General features: G+C 54.2%; 13 protein-coding genes and 1 other RNA gene. 8 read left to right on the top strand and 6 right to left on the bottom strand.

The annotated features are described in order from the left end of the window. The first annotated feature begins 24 nt into the window (after positions 1 to 24). From KIH39_RS19615 to KIH39_RS19605, 3 genes are all read left to right on the top strand, one after another. The gene (locus KIH39_RS19615; RefSeq protein ID WP_246539352.1) at positions 25 to 1,422 is read left to right on the top strand and encodes a DUF1501 domain-containing protein; all 1,398 of its coding nucleotides are present in this window, start codon (positions 25 to 27) and stop codon (positions 1,420 to 1,422) included. Between the two features lie 215 nt (positions 1,423 to 1,637). Continuing rightward, complete coding sequence (locus tag KIH39_RS19610; protein ID WP_213494919.1) at positions 1,638 to 2,138, top strand: hypothetical protein; 501 nt, start codon at positions 1,638 to 1,640, stop codon at positions 2,136 to 2,138. Between the two features lie 119 nt (positions 2,139 to 2,257). Then, on the top strand, positions 2,258 to 3,724 hold the full coding sequence (locus KIH39_RS19605; RefSeq protein ID WP_213494918.1) for a YXWGXW repeat-containing protein: 1,467 nt from the start codon (positions 2,258 to 2,260) through the stop codon (positions 3,722 to 3,724). 462 nt (positions 3,725 to 4,186) lie between these two features. On the opposite strand, the gene KIH39_RS19600 is transcribed toward KIH39_RS19605, so the two are convergent. From KIH39_RS19600 to KIH39_RS19580, 5 genes are all read right to left on the bottom strand, one after another. Next, complete coding sequence (locus tag KIH39_RS19600) at positions 4,187 to 5,068, bottom strand: integrase catalytic domain-containing protein (protein ID WP_213494917.1); 882 nt, start codon at positions 5,066 to 5,068, stop codon at positions 4,187 to 4,189. Positions 5,069 to 5,244: 176 nt separating this feature from the next. After that, complete coding sequence (locus KIH39_RS19595; protein ID WP_213494142.1) at positions 5,245 to 5,718, bottom strand: hypothetical protein; 474 nt, start codon at positions 5,716 to 5,718, stop codon at positions 5,245 to 5,247. A 34-nt stretch (positions 5,719 to 5,752) separates the two neighbouring features. Continuing rightward, positions 5,753 to 5,968 carry a hypothetical protein gene (locus tag KIH39_RS19590; protein ID WP_213494916.1) on the bottom strand — a complete coding sequence of 72 codons (216 nt, stop codon included), beginning with the start codon at positions 5,966 to 5,968 and terminating at the stop codon, positions 5,753 to 5,755. A gap of 5 nt (positions 5,969 to 5,973) precedes the next feature. Then, positions 5,974 to 6,243 (bottom strand): hypothetical protein, encoded by a 270-nt coding sequence (locus KIH39_RS19585; RefSeq protein ID WP_213494915.1) that lies wholly within the window; start codon positions 6,241 to 6,243, stop codon positions 5,974 to 5,976. Next, positions 6,240 to 7,829 carry a DDE-type integrase/transposase/recombinase gene (locus KIH39_RS19580; RefSeq protein ID WP_213494914.1) on the bottom strand — a complete coding sequence of 530 codons (1,590 nt, stop codon included), beginning with the start codon at positions 7,827 to 7,829 and terminating at the stop codon, positions 6,240 to 6,242. The genes KIH39_RS19585 and KIH39_RS19580 overlap by 4 nt, the downstream gene beginning before the upstream one ends. 377 nt (positions 7,830 to 8,206) lie before the next feature. Between KIH39_RS19580 and KIH39_RS19575 the strand changes: the two genes are divergently transcribed. The 3 genes from KIH39_RS19575 (at position 8,207) to KIH39_RS19565 (ending at position 13,545) form a co-directional block, all read left to right on the top strand. Beyond that, entirely contained in the window at positions 8,207 to 11,143 is a 2,937-nt protein-coding gene (locus tag KIH39_RS19575) for a carboxypeptidase regulatory-like domain-containing protein (RefSeq protein ID WP_213494913.1), read from the top strand. 42 nt (positions 11,144 to 11,185) lie between these two features. Next, entirely contained in the window at positions 11,186 to 12,463 is a 1,278-nt protein-coding gene (locus KIH39_RS19570; RefSeq protein WP_213494912.1) for a hypothetical protein, read from the top strand. A 359-nt stretch (positions 12,464 to 12,822) separates the two neighbouring features. Continuing rightward, on the top strand, positions 12,823 to 13,545 hold the full coding sequence (locus tag KIH39_RS19565) for a hypothetical protein (protein ID WP_213494911.1): 723 nt from the start codon (positions 12,823 to 12,825) through the stop codon (positions 13,543 to 13,545). A gap of 24 nt (positions 13,546 to 13,569) precedes the next feature. Here the strand turns inward: KIH39_RS19565 and rnpB are convergent. Next, positions 13,570 to 13,994, bottom strand: an RNA gene (rnpB, locus tag KIH39_RS19560) — RNase P RNA component class A. Between the two features lie 139 nt (positions 13,995 to 14,133). Between rnpB and KIH39_RS19555 the strand changes: the two genes are divergently transcribed. Next, on the top strand, positions 14,134 to 15,876 hold the full coding sequence (locus tag KIH39_RS19555) for a DUF885 domain-containing protein (protein ID WP_213494910.1): 1,743 nt from the start codon (positions 14,134 to 14,136) through the stop codon (positions 15,874 to 15,876). A gap of 120 nt (positions 15,877 to 15,996) precedes the next feature. Then, entirely contained in the window at positions 15,997 to 17,454 is a 1,458-nt protein-coding gene (gnd, locus tag KIH39_RS19550) for a decarboxylating NADP(+)-dependent phosphogluconate dehydrogenase (RefSeq protein WP_213494909.1), read from the top strand. The last annotated feature ends 21 nt before the right edge of the window (positions 17,455 to 17,475 follow it).

The raw sequence follows: 17,475 nt of genomic DNA, 5'->3' as shown, positions 1-17,475 counted from the left end.
TCGGATCGAGCCAAGGAGTCTGTGATGCGACAAGACGGAATGTTCCTGCCCTCCCGTCGGCAGATGCTGCGTCAAAGCGGCATCGGTCTGGGTATGCTCGGTCTCGGCGGCCTGTTGGCAAATGAAACTACTCTCAGCGCGGCGGAGAAGGCCGCAAATCCGTTGGCGCCGAAATCGCCCCACTTCAAACCCAAGGCAAAGCGGATTATTCACCTGTTTATGGGCGGCGGTCCCAGTCAGGTCGATACCTTCGATCCCAAACCGGCCCTGGAGAAATATCACGGTCAGCAACCCAGCGGCGCGGGACTGAAGACGGAACGCAAAACCGGCGGCCTCTACAAATCGCCCTTCAAGTTTTACAAGTCGGGGAAATCGGGAATCGAAGTCAGCGAAATCTTCCCGGAAATTGCCAAGCAGATCGACGATATCTGCGTAGTCCGATCCATGCATACGGACATTCCCAATCACGAGCCGGGCTTGTTGCTGATGACCTGCGGCAACACCCAGCCGATCCGTCCCAGCATGGGCAGCTGGCTGCTCTATGGCCTCGGTTCCGAAAACCAGAATCTGCCCGGTTTCGTCGTGCTCTGTCCCGGAAAACCCGTGGTCGGCCCGGCACTGTGGAACAACAGTTTCCTGCCCGGCATCTATCAGGGCTGCCACATTCAGAATCTCGACCCCAAGAAGGTGATCGACCACATCCAGAATCGCTATCTCACTTCCGGTACGCAGCGGCAGCAACTCGACCTGATTAATGGGCTGAACAAGTTGCATTTGGAACGGCATCCGGGCGATGAGCAACTCGATTCGCGCATTCAATCGCTGGAAATGGCCTTCCGGATGCAGACGGAAGCGACCGATGTGTTCGATGTCACGAAAGAACCGGCCAAAATCCGCGAGGAATATGGCACGGGTTACTTTGCCGATGCCTGTCTGGCGGCCCGCCGCCTGGTGGAGCGCGGCGTGCGCATGGTCCAGGTCTTTTACGGGGCCGGGCAGCCCTGGGACGACCATAGCGACATTGAAAAAGGCCATCGAGCGAAGGCGAAGGATTCCGACAAGGCGATTGCCGCGCTGTTGCGCGATCTGAAGCGCAAAGGACTGCTGGAAGATACCCTGGTACTTTGGGGCGGGGAATTCGGCCGTACGCCCACCAGTGAAGGGTCGAGTGGCCGGGATCACAACAACCACGGCTTCAGCGTCTGGATGGCAGGCGGCGGCGTCAAAGGGGGACTGGCTTACGGGGCGACCGATGAATTCGGGTTCGCCGCCGTCGAAAACAAGGTGCATATTCACGATCTCCACGCCACCATGCTGCATTTGATGGGTCTGGATCACGAGAAATTGACTTATCGCTATAGCGGCCGGGATTTTCGTCTCACCGATGTCGCAGGCGTGGTGGTCAAAGATATTCTGGCCTGAAAAACCAATAGACCGCGCCCGTAGCTTCCTCATTTATCACAACTTCGCGAAGCCTCGAAGAAATTGTCTCCCAGCTTCGCGAAAACGGTTGTCCGAAGCCATTTCAATTCTATCTGGCACTTCATTTGCTCATAAAGATCCAATTCAGTTGACATGATGCCTTCCTCCTTCCGGGAAGCGGGGCGTCCTTCCGTTCCATTTTTGGAGAACTCAAGATGACTCTACCCACACAAACTACCGCAGTCGCCCTGTTTAACAATCGCCTGCAGGCGCACGATGCGATTATCGCGCTCAGGGAAGCGGGTTTTCCCTCCGAAAGTATTGGACTGTTTAGCCGGCATGGGGAAGCCACCGGTCTGAAAACGGATCCACTGGCCACGCGCTGGGAAGAAGGCATGGGGATCGGGGCGGCGGGCGGGGCCCTGACGGGCGCCGGGCTAGGTCTGGCTGTAGTGACGGGGTTGCTTTCGCCGATCGGGCCGGTAGTGGCCGGCGGAGCCTTAGTGGCTCTTCTGGCGAGTGCGGGGGCCGGAGCGACGATTGGCACCGTTCTGGGCGGTCTGGCGGGGGTTGGTATTCCCGAAGATGAATACCACTATTACGAGGGAGAATTGATCGAAGGTAAAAGCATGGTAACCGTCGACGCCAATGAACGGGTGAAGGAAGCGGAAGCGATTATCATGAAACATGGCGGGCATCTGCGCAAGGAATACTAAAGTAGATCGTTGGTAGCGTAGTACATACTCCCTACCGCAATCTCAAGGACTGAAGAGATTGCTGAGTTCCAAGGATGGAAGCTCTCCTCTACGCCAAATTAAACGGAAGGAATGCCTCCATGTATTCAATAAGGTCTGCCCTAACAGCCTCCCTTTTAGGGCTTATAGGTCTTGCTCCCACGAATGCCGCCCGCGCTCAACAAGTTCAGATTCCCGACATTCCGCAAGGGGTCGACGTGCAGGCTCGCGGGCCCGTTCATGAAGCCTTCGCTCAACCCTCTACCGCACAACCAACGGCTGGCCCGCTGGCTCCGAAACAGCCGCCGGCCCCCGTTGATGAAATGCCTCCCGATCAAAAACCTGAAGGCGACAATGTGCAATGGATCTCCGGCTATTGGAGCTGGGATGACGAAACGAAAGATTTTCTCTGGATCAGCGGTTTCTGGCGGGCCACGCCTCCGGGTCGTCACTGGCTGGCTGGTCACTGGCAGCAGACGGATCAGGGCTGGCAATGGGCGGCCGGCTTCTGGGCTCCCGATAATACGACGCAGATTCAATATTTACCGACTCCTCCACAAGCGATTGAAGAATCGCCGGCCCCGGCCCCCGATGCCAACAGTACCTTCGTGCCCGGCACCTGGGTCTACGTTCAAACCAAATACTACTGGCGGCCCGGCTTCTGGGTTCCCAACCGGATAGGCTGGGTTTGGATTCCCGGTGGTTACATCTGGACTCCTAACGGCTACATCTTTGTTTCGGGCTACTGGGATCACCCCCTGGATGAACGCGGAATGCTCTTTGCTCCCGTGCGATTCGGCATCGGCTGGCGCGGCGGACGCTACATTCCTTCGTTTGTGATTGGCACCGATTTCATGATCGGCTCGTTCTTCGTTCGACTGAACGTTCGCAGCTACTACTTCGGAGATTACTTCGAAGCTCGCTATGCCTCTCGCGGCTTCGTTGCCTGGCCCGATTATCGCGTCGGGAAGTTTGGCATCGACCCGAACTTCAGCTACTATCGCCGGGTGCATGCGAACGACGTCCGCTGGGAAGCCAACCTGCGAGAACTTTATAAAGGCCGGGCGAGCGGTATCGTTCCCCGTCCGCCGCACACTCTCGCCGCTCAGATTCAAGCGGTGAACGCTTTGAAGGGGACTCGCAATGCGGCGGTGTTGCAGTCGACAGGGTTTACTCACCTGCAGAATGTGAGTGCGGTAACGCCTTTGAAGGATTTCCACAATGTTCGGGTGACCAATCTGAGCGAACTGGGAGGCGTGAAAGCGTCGGTGCCCGCCCGGGAAATCAAGGTTCGTGCGGTGGCCAATGAGGAGCGTGCCCGGGAACTGAAGGTCGTGGAGCAATCACGACAGACGGCTCAAATCCGGCACCAGGAGGAAGCGAAAATTTTCCAGCCCGGGAAGGCGCCGGTGATTCAAAGTGAGCCGAGGTCGATCAAGCTTGAAATTCCCAAGCCGATTCCCCATGTGGGGAATCCTGGCCCGGTAATGAAAGCGGCCCCACCGTTGCCGACGATTCCCAATCACATGGAACGGGAAATCCCGAAGTTTGAGCCGAAGCGACCTTAATACAATTCAATCAACATTCAATTTTTCAGAAGCCGGGTGAGATACATCCGGCTTCTAGTATTTAGTGGGTTATGAAGCTCTCGCATTTCCGCCCATTTTTCTCGAAAAGGGTTAGATTTGGAAGTTTCCGTAGCAAGGGAATGTCCAGAAGTCACATCAAACCCCAGATTGCGATAAAGATTTCAATTGCTTAGCCGATACCCTATGAGGTTTAGCAGAGTCCCTATTGAGGTGGCATTTTCGCTCCCGTAAATTCCCGAAGATGAGCCGTTGATCTTCACTGAGGTCTATCGATAGCCTCTGAGAGAGATAAATTTTTGAACCATATAATTGTCGCCCTATTTACAGAGAGGATTATCGATTCATAGGGCGTGAAAAAGATAAGAATTTTCGTAAAGCAAATTCATTATAGTAGTTGATTGAGCTTTGACTAAAATTCCATTTTGCCAATCTGTGTACCCCTCACGTAATATTTGCCGTTTTTTGCGATTTAATTCCTAGAGGAATTGGCCCTCTCTTGAACAAAAGATCGCCGTGATCGACGAGAGCACGGCGTAAAGCAATTCGATCCATACGGCGAGCTTCCTGCTCGAGCAACACTCCCGAAGGAGATTTTCCTTCCTCCTCCATAGCTCGGTTCCGATGGATTTCAACAAGCTCTCGGAACTGATCGCGAGATTCTGTCGCGACTCTCTCCCGACTTTTCCAAAGCGTCTCGGGAGTAGGACCCAGACCTCCTCTCGGTTGAGCCAAGGCATTGGCTTCCCGTCGAGCCGCCTCCACATCCTCAGCGTTCCACACTTCCGGATGGCCTTCCCAGGCAGCTCTACGTTCGATTCGACTTTTCAAAGATCCTATGCCCGCTTCGATCGCACCGTTATATTGTGGCCTCCTCGGCGGAGAGTACAAGCCGAACACGCCTTCTCGCTGCAAATATTCTTGGACCTCTTCGGCAATAAACGGAGAACCGTTATCCATTTTCAGTACCAGCGGGGCTCCCTCCCGGGTGATCAATGACCGAAGGGCCACAAGCGTTTCCTCGGCAGTTGCCGCCGCCACAGGCCAGGCTAGCAACTGCTGACCACTGCTCAGATCTCGGACTGCCAACAGGTATTGGTCCTTTCCATCAATGAGTGGCGTCTCCGTGTAATCCATCGCCCAGACGGTTCCCGGCGTAGTCCACCTGAGCCGGAAGCCGGTTCGTTTATACCTTTTCCGCCAGACGCGGCGGTAGCGCCTGAGCATGTCTTCGAGCTCGGAACGCGTCATTTCCGGGAAGCACTCTTTGAGAGTTGCCACGCTGGTGGCCGGCCCGAGATCGGCCAACAGAGCAAGCACTTCCATTCGCTTCAATCGCGACGAACGGACAACCGGTCTTCCCAGAGGTCGAGGAGATGTCGCCGCATTGCTCTGAACCCAATGCCGAAGAGTGCGACCTGCCATATGCAAGCGCTGGGCAATCTTAGGTATCGAGAAGCCCCGTTGCCGCGTTCGATCCACTACCTCGACCACTCGCCGCCTCAGATTCCTTTCGATCTCCCGGCGATCTTTTTGCCGCCCCCAACCTCGCCGCCGCCGGCCGTTTTGTCCCCCGGTGGTCGCCCTCGCTTCCGTTTTTTTTTCTCTGGTTCGGTCGCTGACTTAGCGACGCGAGGCAATATCGATGCAAGTTCTTCGCGGACTAGTGCTACATTTAACTCCGCTTCCCGTTCCCGTAATTCTTTTTGAAGTTTCTGAATCTCCGCTTCCGCCGCCGAAGGCACTTGAACCGGACGACCGGCGGGACGCGGTTCCAGGGCTTCCAGGGCCGCCGCCAGCATCTGATGCTTCAACTGATGGTAACGGGGTTCGCTAATGCCCAGTATCTGGCAAGCTTCCGTCACCCGGCATTCTCCGATCATCGTCCGCAACAACGTTTTCAAGCGATCCTTCGCGATGACGGAACCGGGCAGTTCATCGACTGACTCCGGTCCCGCCGGTTTTCGTCCCCGCATCTCCGATCCTCCTCGATCGAGGGCGATATCGTTATCACTGGACGCCGGCTTCCTTCGGGGCCTCTTGCTGCACGGGATTCAACCGAGCGACAATGCTTAAAGCACGCACGGTGGTCCGCCGTTTTCGCCCCTTCTTTCCCGAAGCCGATCGCGTCGGGGGCGGAGCCAGGCCCACCGCACGCTGCGACGCACGGGCCAGAGCTTGGTGCCGACCGAGTTCCCGTTGCAGACGCTGATTCTCCTTTTGCAAGGAGGCTAACTCGCTGGCATCGGTCCGCACTCGACCGCGGGGCGCGGCTCGCAAGCTTTCAGTAATCCCTGCAAGGCACGCGTTTCGACCTGATAATAATTCGGCAAAGAGATTCCTACCGCCGTGGCCGCATCGGTCGGAGTGCGAGCCCCGGCGAGTACCTCCAGTATCACCGAAGCCAGACGCTTCGCCTGCGGACCGCAGGACTCGCCCAGTTTTGGACCTCCTATCGAACGAGACCGACGCGGTGCTTTCGCCTCGGAATTAGTCGTCATAAGTCACCTCCCTCAGGCGGGATCGACCACATATCCTCGATCAGACGCAAGCTCTCATCCAACGGCGATTCCCCCGGCAAAGACGGCTCTTCCGAACCCAAGCTTTGAGGATTGCTCACCTCGCCGACCGGACAGACCGGCTTGGGCAACTCGTCTCGGGAAGTCGATTCCGGCGGCGGAGGGGGCACCAAGTCTATCTCCCGCCGTTCTCCTTCGGGCCGGGTCAAGATCATCCGTTCCCCTTCCGCATGGACGCTGAAGGGCTGACCTCCCACCTGGCCGGTCAGATAAAACGGCTGCTTCGGAATCCCGTTTCGAGCCAGCTCCAAGGCATTCGCGGCTACCCGAGTTTGAAGACTCCGACGCACTTCCGAGGCCGCCCCGAAGTAACGGTCCGCGGGCACCAGACCATCGATCCCCTGATGGGGCCTCTGGAAGTTGTAATGGTCTATGAATAACCCAATCCGACGCTGAGCATCCCCCATGTCGATGAAGATTGCACTCTCGATGCACTCACGCCACAAGGTTCCCCAGAACCGCTCGATCTTACCCAAAGTCTGCGGATGACGCGGAGACGCTACTACCTGTCGAATGCCCCGTTTTTCGAGTTCCTTCGAGAAGGCACTTTTACCCCGCCAGGTCACATACTGCGTACCGTTGTCGGTGAGAATCTCCTCCGGCGTTCCATAAGAAGCCATGGAAGCTCGCAAGACCTCCAGCACCAAAGCCGATGACTGGCTCGCATGCAAGCCGTAGCCGACCAAAAACCGACTGTGATCGTCCATGAACCCGACCAAATGAACGCGCCGATTCTGACGTTTTAACACAAATGTGAAAAGATCAGTTTGCCATAACTGATTCGGACGGGCCCGCTCGAAGGACCGCACCTTGTCCGGATGCCCTCGCGTCGGAGCCTGCTCCAGTTGATAACCGGCTTCATGCAGCACCCGGGCCACCGCCGAAGCACTCGCCGGTAAAGCCGGACCTCGCAATAGCATGTCGCTAATCCGCTGACACCCCCATTCCGGATTCGATTTTTTGAGCATCAGGATTGTACGCTTGGTCAACTCGTGAACGCGGCTGCCCGGAGGTTTGCCCCGCGGCTGATCCAACAATCCGGCCGGGCCAGAAATTTCAAACCGCTTCTTCCATGCGTAAAGCGTGTGTTTCGAGACGCCTACCAAAGGAGCAAAATCGCCGGCGGGCAAGCCGCTCCGCTGCCAGGTATCCAGCAACAAAATCCGCTGTTCCGCCGTCATCGCCGGCACGGGTTCGGTCGATTTTTTCACCAAACGCCGTCCCTTAACAGGTCCCCGACCCGATAACCTCGAGTGGAATTCCCTACGCTTCGAAAGGCTGGCTTCTACCTCGGAATCCACGGAATCCGATAAATCCAGACCCGCATCGGGAAAGGACTCCGAAGTGGGGCGGGCTCCGCGTCGCTCCCCTTCGCTGCGCTCAGGGGCGCTCGGCTCCGCCCGCCCCACTTCGGCAGCCGCGGACAGCGGGTCCCTATCCTCCGTCGGACCAGCTCTCGGTTGTTCTTCTCTTTTCTCCGCAAATGCATTCTGGTTGAATTCATCCATATAGCCTCTCTTCTGGCGGTATTCCCGCCTAAGAAAGAGAAGGTAATTCCTATAGCGATTTAAACGGCTAAACCGGTAGATATTTCAGGAAAGGGGACATAAGACCTCGCAGAGAAGTTGACGATGTACTTGAAGCAGAGGATCGAATCGAGCTAATCGAACCGACGACTGTAGAACGGACGCTCATCAATTCCGAGGGCAAGCCGATTGTCGGCGCCAAGTGCGTTCTCAACTTTCTGCAGGTTCTCAGCGATCCAGAGCGCGGGGTCAATCAGCGTTCAACCTCATTTCGTTATCCGAAGTGGTTCGGGGATCACGAAACGGTCACGGACGAACAGGGAAGGTTCAAATTTAGCAATGTACCCAAGGGTTATGGCGTGCAAGTCTACTTCAAGGATGAAGTCTACGGTCGAGGCGCGATCTTTTTCAAACCCGGTGAGAAGCCGATTCATCAACTCGCACCTGCGGGAAGTCTCCAGCTGAACGTCGAAGGACTCAACAATCCGGAAGTTTTGAAACAATTTAGCTGGCAGCTTTTTGAAAAACGAGATCCCAAAGGTTCAAAAGACGTAACGGCAGTGAATTACTATCAGTCCAGTCTCGATTCTTCTATCCAAAACGGAAAAATCGAGGGGATTGGTCCCGGCACTTACACATTCAGCATAAAGAATCCTGGAAAAATTCCGTTTCATCTGGGAGCCCCTGTCGAAGTGAAAATTCAATCGGGGAAGAAAACCGAACTCACTCTCCAGGTCAAACCCTGTGCCGAAATCTCCGGGCGACTTTTGGAGGCGGTAACGAATAAACCGATCCCCAACTATATCCTTTCGATATTCGGCGAAAAAAACGCTCAGAGTACGAGCATGGAGAGCTACCGTGTAAAAACGGATGTTAATGGCATTTACAAGGTCTATTGTGAAGGCGGTACCAATTACTCGGTCCAGTTCGACTATTTCGGCGTCGCGGGATACCTGCCGCCGGCTATGAATCCTAAAACCAGATCCGTTCTGTCACCGATCGATCTAGCCCCAGGGGCAAAACACACTAATCCCGATGTAAAGTTGACTCCGACACAGCGAGTCACTGGCCGTGTGGTGGATAAAAAAGGACAACCTCTTTCCGCGCCGTTTAAAGTTTATTGTCCAGTTTTCGTTGAGATGCCCGGTGAACGAAATAAAGCCATTTGGACGAATGGCGAGTTCGAACTTGCGGGTTTACCTCCCGATATTCCACTCACCTTCTACATTCGCAAAGATCAGGCCGTTAACGTACCCGAAGCGCTGGATCCCGAGATCTATCGAAAATCACCCAAATTTTCTGTTACCGAGTCCAACGGTGTGACCTTCAAGGGAAAAGTTCTCGATCAGGCCGGAAAACCCATAACGGGAGCAAAGGCTCAACTATATTGGAACTATCAAATTCAGGGAGGTAATTTCGCCCTGTGGAGTTCGATACTGATCGATCAGTCCAACACGGATGCCGAAGGCAAATTCACCTTTCGAGGGCATTGGCCGGGCCAGCATTTTTATGTGGCCATCAAAGGGGAAGGCATCAACCCGATCGGCGATAATTTTAATGATAAAAAAAGCGGAAAACCGGGCGAAACGATTGAGTTCGATAACTTCAAGGCCACGAGAATCAACCGAGTTGTGCGCGGCGTCGTACGAGGTTTAGACGGTCAACCAATTCGCGATGTGATCGTCCGCAATTCGGGCGATACTCCGAAAGTGCTTTCCGCCCAGACGGATGATACGGGCTCCTTCGAGTTGAAAGCTCTTCCGCAAGGAAGGATTTTTCTTACGGCAAATAAAGAGGGATACCGCTGGACGTTCGTAAACACCAGCAACGACCAGGCTTCATTTACATTGAGGAAAGTAAGTGAGCCGGCTCCCGAGCCGCCGCGAATATCCGATCAGTATCTGGCGAGCGAAAAGAAATTCCTTGAGCAAATTTTGGAAGAGCTCTGGAAGAGTCGGGCGACGCATGGCTGGGGAGCAACGATCTTCCAGATCGCGGTCCAATTCGACCCGGCGATTGCCAAAAAATGGATCGAGGTGGCAACCGAAAAGGAAGTCGCCCCTTTAAAGAAAAGGCTTTCCTTGCTGATAAATCAGAAGCAACTTCTGAAGTTGGCGCAGGATAATCTCGAAGACGCCATCGACGTCATTTTACAGTTGGATAAAAGTTATCCGGGTTTTAAACTGGTTCGACTCGGCGAACAATTGCTGCCAATCGACAAAGAAAAAAGTCTTCGACTAGCGGAGGAAGCTGCCCTTCGAACGCGTAAGTACGATCCTTCGAAAGTTTACTTTATTTCTGTCGGGCTGGCGGAAGCGGGTGAATTAGCCTGGAAAGCGGGCAATAAAGCCGGGGGAAGAAAGCTCCTCGAGGAGGGGTTAGATTATCTAAAAAAGGCACCCGCGGGTCAGAAGAATGATCAGGCGATCGGTGAAGTAGCTGGCCACCTGTCGATCATGGATTGGCCTGCAGCCTCGAAAATTCTCGAGAGCTGCGACGACCCTATCTTTTACAACCGCGGACTCGAAAGATCTTTATTGGGACTTGCCCAGACCGATTATCCCGCCGCCAAAAAGAATCTGAAATTGTTTAAGAAGGAACTAGCATATTCTTCCCATATTGTTCGTATACGATTGGCGCTTTTGCTGGCTGAAAAGGATTTCGATGAAGCATTGAAATTAATCGATGACATCCAGGATGGATGTTTTCGCTTTCAGGGATGGGTCGAGCTCGCTCAGAAAATTCATGCGAAGAATCCTGCGGGAGCCTATTCATTGATCGATCGTGCGTTCGCCTTCCTGGAGTCGCATGGGGAAGATTTTGGGAGTTGGTTAAATTTTGGAGGGCGAGCCGCTTTTGCCGGACAGGCGGTCTACAAAGCGAAACAAATGGGCTACCCCGATCTGCACGCGCTGATCGCTCGGACCTTGAGTTTTAGAAGTGAACCCAATCAGAGCGCGAATGAACAAAAAGAAACAAATATGCACACGGCCTTTGCGCTGGCGTTCACGGATCCTGAAACAGCTCGAATCCTTCTGGATCGAGTGTATCCCGACGATACGATTCTCGAAGCATGGATTTCGGGACACCGAAAAGGGATTTTTCTTCTGGCGCTGACCGATCCGGAGAAAGCCTTGGCCGCTGTGAAAAGAGAATCCGCAAAAGGTTTGAATCAGCAGTCGTTTTCCAGACTCGGGCTCACGGAACTCCTGGAGAGCCTAACCCAGGACGGCGACCGCATGACAAATTTTTCGAGGTGGGAATCGCTTCCCTGGTATGATTTGGAGCGAGACTGATTCCAAATCGTATCGGTAAAGTCCGCTTTTTGAGGAAATCAAATGCTTTGGATTCTTTGCCTACTATGTCTGGAGCCGCCAAAAGCGATTCTTCGCGACGAAACCACTATCGAAGTCCGCTCGGCACTTTTTTATCGCTCTTTGGAATGGTCGGCCCAGCCCGTTTTAAAAATTGAACCGTCCGACCCTCTCGCTAAAGAGTCGAAGTCTAGTACCCTGCCAATCGGGTCGTCCGGTTCGGATCATTTGAACATGATTTGGCAATCGTCGACTGCTACTCTGGCAATCGATTTGAATTCCGATGGAAAAATATCCGAGAAGGAGCGATTCAACCTCACATCGAAGCCTATCGAGATCACTATTCAAGTCGATGGCAAATCGCGAACCTTAATGGTCCGCTTGCGAGGCGATGATCCGGTCTTTTGCATCCGCGGATTCATCGCGGGAGAAGTGGAGATTGCCGGAAAGAACTACAACTATCGGCTTCTGGATGGCGATGGGGATGGTTGCTTTCATCGGGTGGGTGTCGACCGCTTATGGGTGGATCTCGATGGTGATGGGAAATTCGATCCCCTCACCGAGCAGGTGACCGTGGGATCGGCGATGGAAATAAAAGGAGTGAAGTATATTTTGAAACCGAACGCCGCGGGAGACAGAATCGAAGTCACGCGTAGACCCGACCTGAAAGGGGAGATGGAATTCGTCCTAACCCGGACTGTCAAAGCTAAACCGTCGGATGTCCAGCTCAGCCTCGTGAGCGAATGGGGGGAATGGATCCCATTGACCGACATCGAAAAAGTTGCCTCATTACCCGCGGGAAAATATCGCCTCGAACGTCTATCGTTCAGCCTGTCGGAGAGCAAGTACAACAGCTGGAGTTATAGTTTTTATAATTCCAAGAACGACTTTAATCTCACTGTTACACCGGGAGAGAAAACGAAGTACGAACTCCTTCCCGGTTTAAAATTGCAGATGAGTGTCGAACTTCCCGAAAAAGGTTTGCGCACCGGTGATACAGTCATGACTCGCCCGAGGGTCGTCGCTGACAATTTTTTGAGCTTAAACATGTGTTCCAGTGAGAAAAGTGGGACGATCATTTCAAAACCCTCAGTATGTGAAATTGACCTGAATGAGTTGGGTAGCCTGGTTCTGGATAAAACCAAGTCGACAATACAATGCGGGCAATTTACGCGCATGCCCGTGCAGGTGCCCGCGAAATGGACCGGGAAAAAAATGGAATTAGTGGTCAAGTTTCCAACCGGACCTTTGGCCGGAGACCTGATTGAAATCCGAGATCTTCAGATTCGGGAGCAAAAATAATCCCACTTACTGATTGAATGAACACCGAATTTAGGGGTCGGGTTATAAGCTGGGTTTTGAGCTTGCGGTTTTCCCGGAGCGACGACCCTTCATTCACGTCAAGGCTTGCTCCCAGGCTTGAGCAGCCTACCCGGAAGTCGTAATGGAGCCCGCCCCACTCCGGCTCCCTGTTTGGCTTTGCTTCCGCATAATTCCCCGTGGGTCCCACCCTGCGGGCTTCCGGATTTAAGAGCGCCGAATTTCGATGCATGGAGATTCTATTCATATATTTGTTGACAAAATCGGTTCGCGCTGCCACGATAAGGGCCGTGGATATGTAATGGTAATTCTGTTCCAAATTAAATCTCTATCCATCACCCATGCCGCATTTCTTTTGTCCCACCTGTCAGAACAAACTACGCATCCCCGGCAGCCAGCGATCGTTCAGCTGCATCAAGTGTAATACCAAGATCAATTACGGCCCGCAGGGGGAATTGAGTTATATTCCCAACCTCAGCTGGAAGCAGAAACTCGCCCAGAAACCCGTTGTTCAATTGGAATTGAAGATCATTCTGTTGGGTTTTATGTGTCTGGTAGCTCTCATCGCACTGCAGAAATTTGTGCTGAGCCCGTATGGCGCAGCCCATCCGATGGTCGAAGTTACCGTGATCCAGGGACAAGCGACAGCGAACGGGACTTTCATTCCCTATAAGCTGGAAAGTACTTATAACGGAATTTTGTATTGGGGAAGCATAATTTCCTACGGGTCGGTCAGTTTTATACTGTGGCTGACTTTTCTGGTGGTGAAGTATCGTCGGCGAAAAGCGGAGTGGGATCGGCTGAAACCCCCACCGTCCGAAGCCGATTTGAATATGCCGGTCGCTGCAGTCGCCGACAAAGAGAGTGGGACCGTGCCCATTGTGGCTCCTTCCACACCCGCCAAGGTTTCCTCAGGCCGGGTACGACGCCGCAGCAGAAATCGAGCAATCTACGGCGAAAAAACAATTTTCTGGGTGCTCTGGGGCGGCGGTACGGCCGCCGGGATCCTCCTTCTGGGGGGAGCTCTGGTCCCCACGATCACCAAAATGCTCGTCGGTCGATAGCAATTTTATTTCAAAAACTCCGAATTCATGGGTCGGGTTGTAAGCCGGGTTTTGTACTTGGGGTTTCCCCTAAGCGACGACCATTTATCTAGGCCAGGGATTGCTCCCAGGCTCGAGCAGCCTACCCGGAGGTCGTAACGGAGCGAGTCACTCCTGCCCCCTGTTTGGCTTTGCTTCCGGTGAGGTTTGCCGAGCCGACGGGTTACCCCGCCGCTGGTAGGCTCTTACCCTGCCGTTTCACCCTTACCTGCGGTGTGATAGTCCGATCAAAGGCGTTCGATCGGACATCCGCCGGCGGTATACTTTCTGTTGCACTTTCTCTATCCCGAAAGATTGGTCGCGGAGTCGACGCAATCCCCAGAATGGCGGGCGTTACCCGCCACCGCGCTCTATGAAGCCCGGACTTTCCTCTCCCGAGTTGCCCCGGCAGCGATCGTCGGCCCGACCCATGAACTCAGTATTGTAGCAGAAGAACCGATTTTCAGACCTCCAGACGAAGGGATTTGCAATTGCAAAAGGATATTTGACGGCGTTCGTCATATCATTTTGAAGAACGACTCCGACCAGCAAACCCCGGGAGATAAGTGCATGACGCGTCGCTTCACCTTGTTCTGCATAACGACCCTTTCGCTCATGGCCCTGATTGGCCAGCCCGCCGTTCGCGCGGATGAGCCCAATAAGGCCTTTGCGGCGTTCGTCGACGAATACTTCGATGCCTATTTCGCCTGGAAGCCTTCCGACGCCACGGCGGCGGGATTGCACCAGTACGATGGCAAACTCGAGGATAGTTCCAAGGAAGCCTATCTGCTGCGAATCGAAAAGGTCAAAGCCCTTCAGGCCCGACTAGCTCAGTTGCAGCAGGGTTCGCTCTCTTTCGACGAGAAAATTGACGCAGAAATGCTCGATCATTTGATGAAAGCCGAGCTGCACGATCTGGTAACCATCGGCACCTGGAAGCGAAATCCCATGGGCTATATTTCCGGCCCGGCCAGCTCCATCGACAATTTGATGAAACGATCCTTCGCACCGCCTGCGGAAAGACTGAAGTCGGTGATCTCAAGGTTGAAAGCTGTCCCCGCCGTCCAGACGTCGATGAAAGCGAACTTGATCAACCCTCCTCGCGAATTTACCGACCTGGCCATTCGTATGGGCGAAGGGTCGATCGGGTTCTTCAAGGACGATGTGTACAACTGGGCAAAAGAAGCGGCGGGTAACAATACCGCACTTCTGAAAGAATTCGAAACGGCGAACGCCGCCGTGATCAAATCGTTCGAAGAATCCGCCAGCTGGTTGAAAAAAGATCTCCTGCCCACCACCAAGCCCAACCAATTCGCCATCGGAAAAGACAAATTTGCCAAGCAGCTTCTTTTCGAAGAGATGGTCGATATTCCCCTGGATAAGCTTCTGGCGATTGGGGAAGCCAACCTGAAGAAGGATTACGATAAGTTCGTGGCGACTGCCAAGAAGATCGACCCGACTAAAACGCCAGCCGAGGTGATGAAGCTACTTTCCGATAAGCATCCGACAGAAGAGGATTTGATACCCGCCGGAAAACGGACCATCGAGAAGATTCGGAAGTTCTTGATCGACAAAAAAATCGTAACCATTCCCTCGGAAGTCCGCCCGACCATCATGGAAACGCCCCCGTATGCCCGGGACGGCGGCTTTGCTTCGATGGATACACCCGGAGCCTATGAGACCAAAGCGACCGAAGCGTTTTACTACATCACTCCTCCGGAAAAAGATTGGGATGCCAAGCGGAAAGAGGAACATTTGCGGCTTTTCAACTTCCCCGTTCTTGAAGTCGTGACCATTCACGAGGCCTTTCCCGGGCACTACATCCAGTTTCTGTACGCGAAGCAATACCCGACCAAAACCCGCAAGCTGACCTATTCCAATTCGAACGTGGAAGGCTGGGCTCACTACGGCGAGCAGATGATGCTGGAGGAAGGCTACGGCGAGGGCGATCCGAAAATTCAGTTGGCGCAGCTCTCGGAAGCTCTCCTGCGCGATTGCCGATTTGTCGTCGGCATCCGCATGCACACCCTGGGCATGACGCTGGAAGACGGCACCAAGTACTTCCAGGAAAAAGGATTTCAGGAACACTCGACTGCTTTCGAGGAAGCCCGGCGAGGTGCGTACAATCCGACATACCTCTACTACACTTTGGGCAAACTTCAGATTTACAAGTTGCGCGAAGAGTACCGCAAGCTGAAAGGGAACGCTTTTTCCCTCGAAGAATTCCACAATACGTTCGTGAAGCAGGGAGGGCTGCCCATTAAACTGATCCGAAGAATCATGCTGCCGGGCGATACCGGGCCTTCTTTGTGATTTCGCGGGCCAGCGATCGGAGTTTCCGCCCCGACACTCCCTTTCTGCTCTTTTTGCCGTTCGAACGACTCCTAAGATGATATTTCGAGTTGATACCGCTATTTCGGGAGAGTGATGACAATGGCTGAACCGCAAGCTGATTTTGCCTTGATTGGCCTGGCCGTGATGGGCCAGAATCTGGTCCTGAATATGAACGATCACGGCTATACCGTGGCTGTCTATAATCGCACCGTTTCCAAGGTCGATGAATTCCTGGCGCACGAAGCCAAGGGAACCAAAGTCATCGGCGCCCATTCCATCGAGCAATTGTGCAAACTGCTCAAACGGCCCCGGCGTGTGATGCTGCTGGTCAAAGCTGGTCAGGCCGTGGACGATTTCATCGAACTCCTGATTCCCCACCTCGAACCGGGCGACATTATCATCGACGGCGGCAACTCCCTCTATCAGGACAGTGCCCGCCGGGTCAAAGAAGTGGAGGCCAAGGGCCTTCTCTACATCGGCACGGGCGTTTCCGGAGGCGAAGAAGGGGCTCGGCGCGGTCCCAGCATCATGCCGGGCGGTTCCCCCGCGGCCTGGCCCGCCGTCAAAAACATCTTCCAGGATGTTTCCGCGAAAGTCGAAGGCGGCACCCCCTGTTGCGATTGGGTCGGTGAAGGCGGCGCCGGGCACTTCGTGAAAATGGTTCACAATGGCATTGAATATGGCGACATGCAGCTGATCTGTGAAGCCTTCCAGATCATGCGCGACGGCCTGGGAATGTCGGTCGCCGAGATGCACGATGTCTTTGCCGAGTGGAATAAGGGCGTCCTCGATTCCTACCTCATCGAAATCACCCGCGACATTCTGGCTTACAAGGACACCGATAACAAGCCAATGGTCGATAAGATCCTCGATGCCGCTGGCCAAAAGGGTACCGGCAAGTGGACCGTGAACAGTGCTCTCGACTGCGGCATCCCGATCACCCTGATCGCCGAAGCCGTTTTCAGTCGTTGCGTCTCCTCGTTGAAATCGGAACGGACCACGGCCTCGAAAATTCTCAAGGGGCCTAACGGCAAAATCCCTGGAGACAAAAACACGATCGTCAACGCGATTCGCGATGCCCTCTATGCCTCCAAGATCATTAGCTACACCCAGGGTTATATGCTGATGAAGGCCGCGGCGGCGGAGTACAAGTGGAACCTCAACTACGGCGGCATCGCCCTGATGTGGCGCGGCGGCTGCATCATTCGCAGCGCATTCCTGGGTAAGATCAAGGATGCCTTTGTCAAGAATGCGAATCTGACGAATCTGCTGCTCGACCCGTATTTCACGGGAGAAATCGAGAAGTGTCAAACGGGCTGGCGCCAGACGATCTCGGCGGCGGTCCTGGCCGGGATTCCAACACCGGCGTTCAGTACCGCCCTGGCCTTCTACGATTCCTATCGCTGTGATCAATTGCCGGCCAACCTGCTGCAGGCCCAGCGCGATTACTTCGGAGCCCATACCTACGAACGAATCGATACGCCGCGCGGTCAGTTCCATCATACCAACTGGACTGGTCGCGGCGGCACGACCTCTTCGACAACTTATAACGCCTAATAGCGGCGAATATGATTTCCC

It is taken from the genome of Telmatocola sphagniphila, assembly GCF_018398935.1.
GTDB classification, from domain to species: Bacteria; Planctomycetota; Planctomycetia; order Gemmatales; family Gemmataceae; genus Telmatocola; species Telmatocola sphagniphila.
This window is presented reverse-complemented; position numbering and strand designations above follow the sequence as displayed.

Excerpts from the sequence above, each read along its gene's own strand:
- KIH39_RS19595 (WP_213494142.1), bottom strand. The coding sequence starts at position 5,718 with ATGCGGGGACGAAAACCGGCGGGACCGGAGTCAGTCGATGAACTGCCC.
- KIH39_RS19600 (WP_213494917.1), bottom strand. The coding sequence starts at position 5,068 with ATGGAAGTGCTTGCTCTGTTGGCCGATCTCGGGCCGGCCACCAGCGTG.
- KIH39_RS19570 (WP_213494912.1), top strand. The coding sequence starts at position 11,186 with ATGCTTTGGATTCTTTGCCTACTATGTCTGGAGCCGCCAAAAGCGATT.
- KIH39_RS19610 (WP_213494919.1), top strand. The coding sequence starts at position 1,638 with ATGACTCTACCCACACAAACTACCGCAGTCGCCCTGTTTAACAATCGC.
- KIH39_RS19615 (WP_246539352.1), top strand. The coding sequence starts at position 25 with ATGCGACAAGACGGAATGTTCCTGCCCTCCCGTCGGCAGATGCTGCGT.
- KIH39_RS19605 (WP_213494918.1), top strand. The coding sequence starts at position 2,258 with ATGTATTCAATAAGGTCTGCCCTAACAGCCTCCCTTTTAGGGCTTATA.
- gnd (WP_213494909.1), top strand. The coding sequence starts at position 15,997 with ATGGCTGAACCGCAAGCTGATTTTGCCTTGATTGGCCTGGCCGTGATG.
- KIH39_RS19580 (WP_213494914.1), bottom strand. The coding sequence starts at position 7,829 with ATGGATGAATTCAACCAGAATGCATTTGCGGAGAAAAGAGAAGAACAA.
- KIH39_RS19585 (WP_213494915.1), bottom strand. The coding sequence starts at position 6,243 with ATGACGACTAATTCCGAGGCGAAAGCACCGCGTCGGTCTCGTTCGATA.
- KIH39_RS19565 (WP_213494911.1), top strand. The coding sequence starts at position 12,823 with ATGCCGCATTTCTTTTGTCCCACCTGTCAGAACAAACTACGCATCCCC.
- KIH39_RS19555 (WP_213494910.1), top strand. The coding sequence starts at position 14,134 with ATGACGCGTCGCTTCACCTTGTTCTGCATAACGACCCTTTCGCTCATG.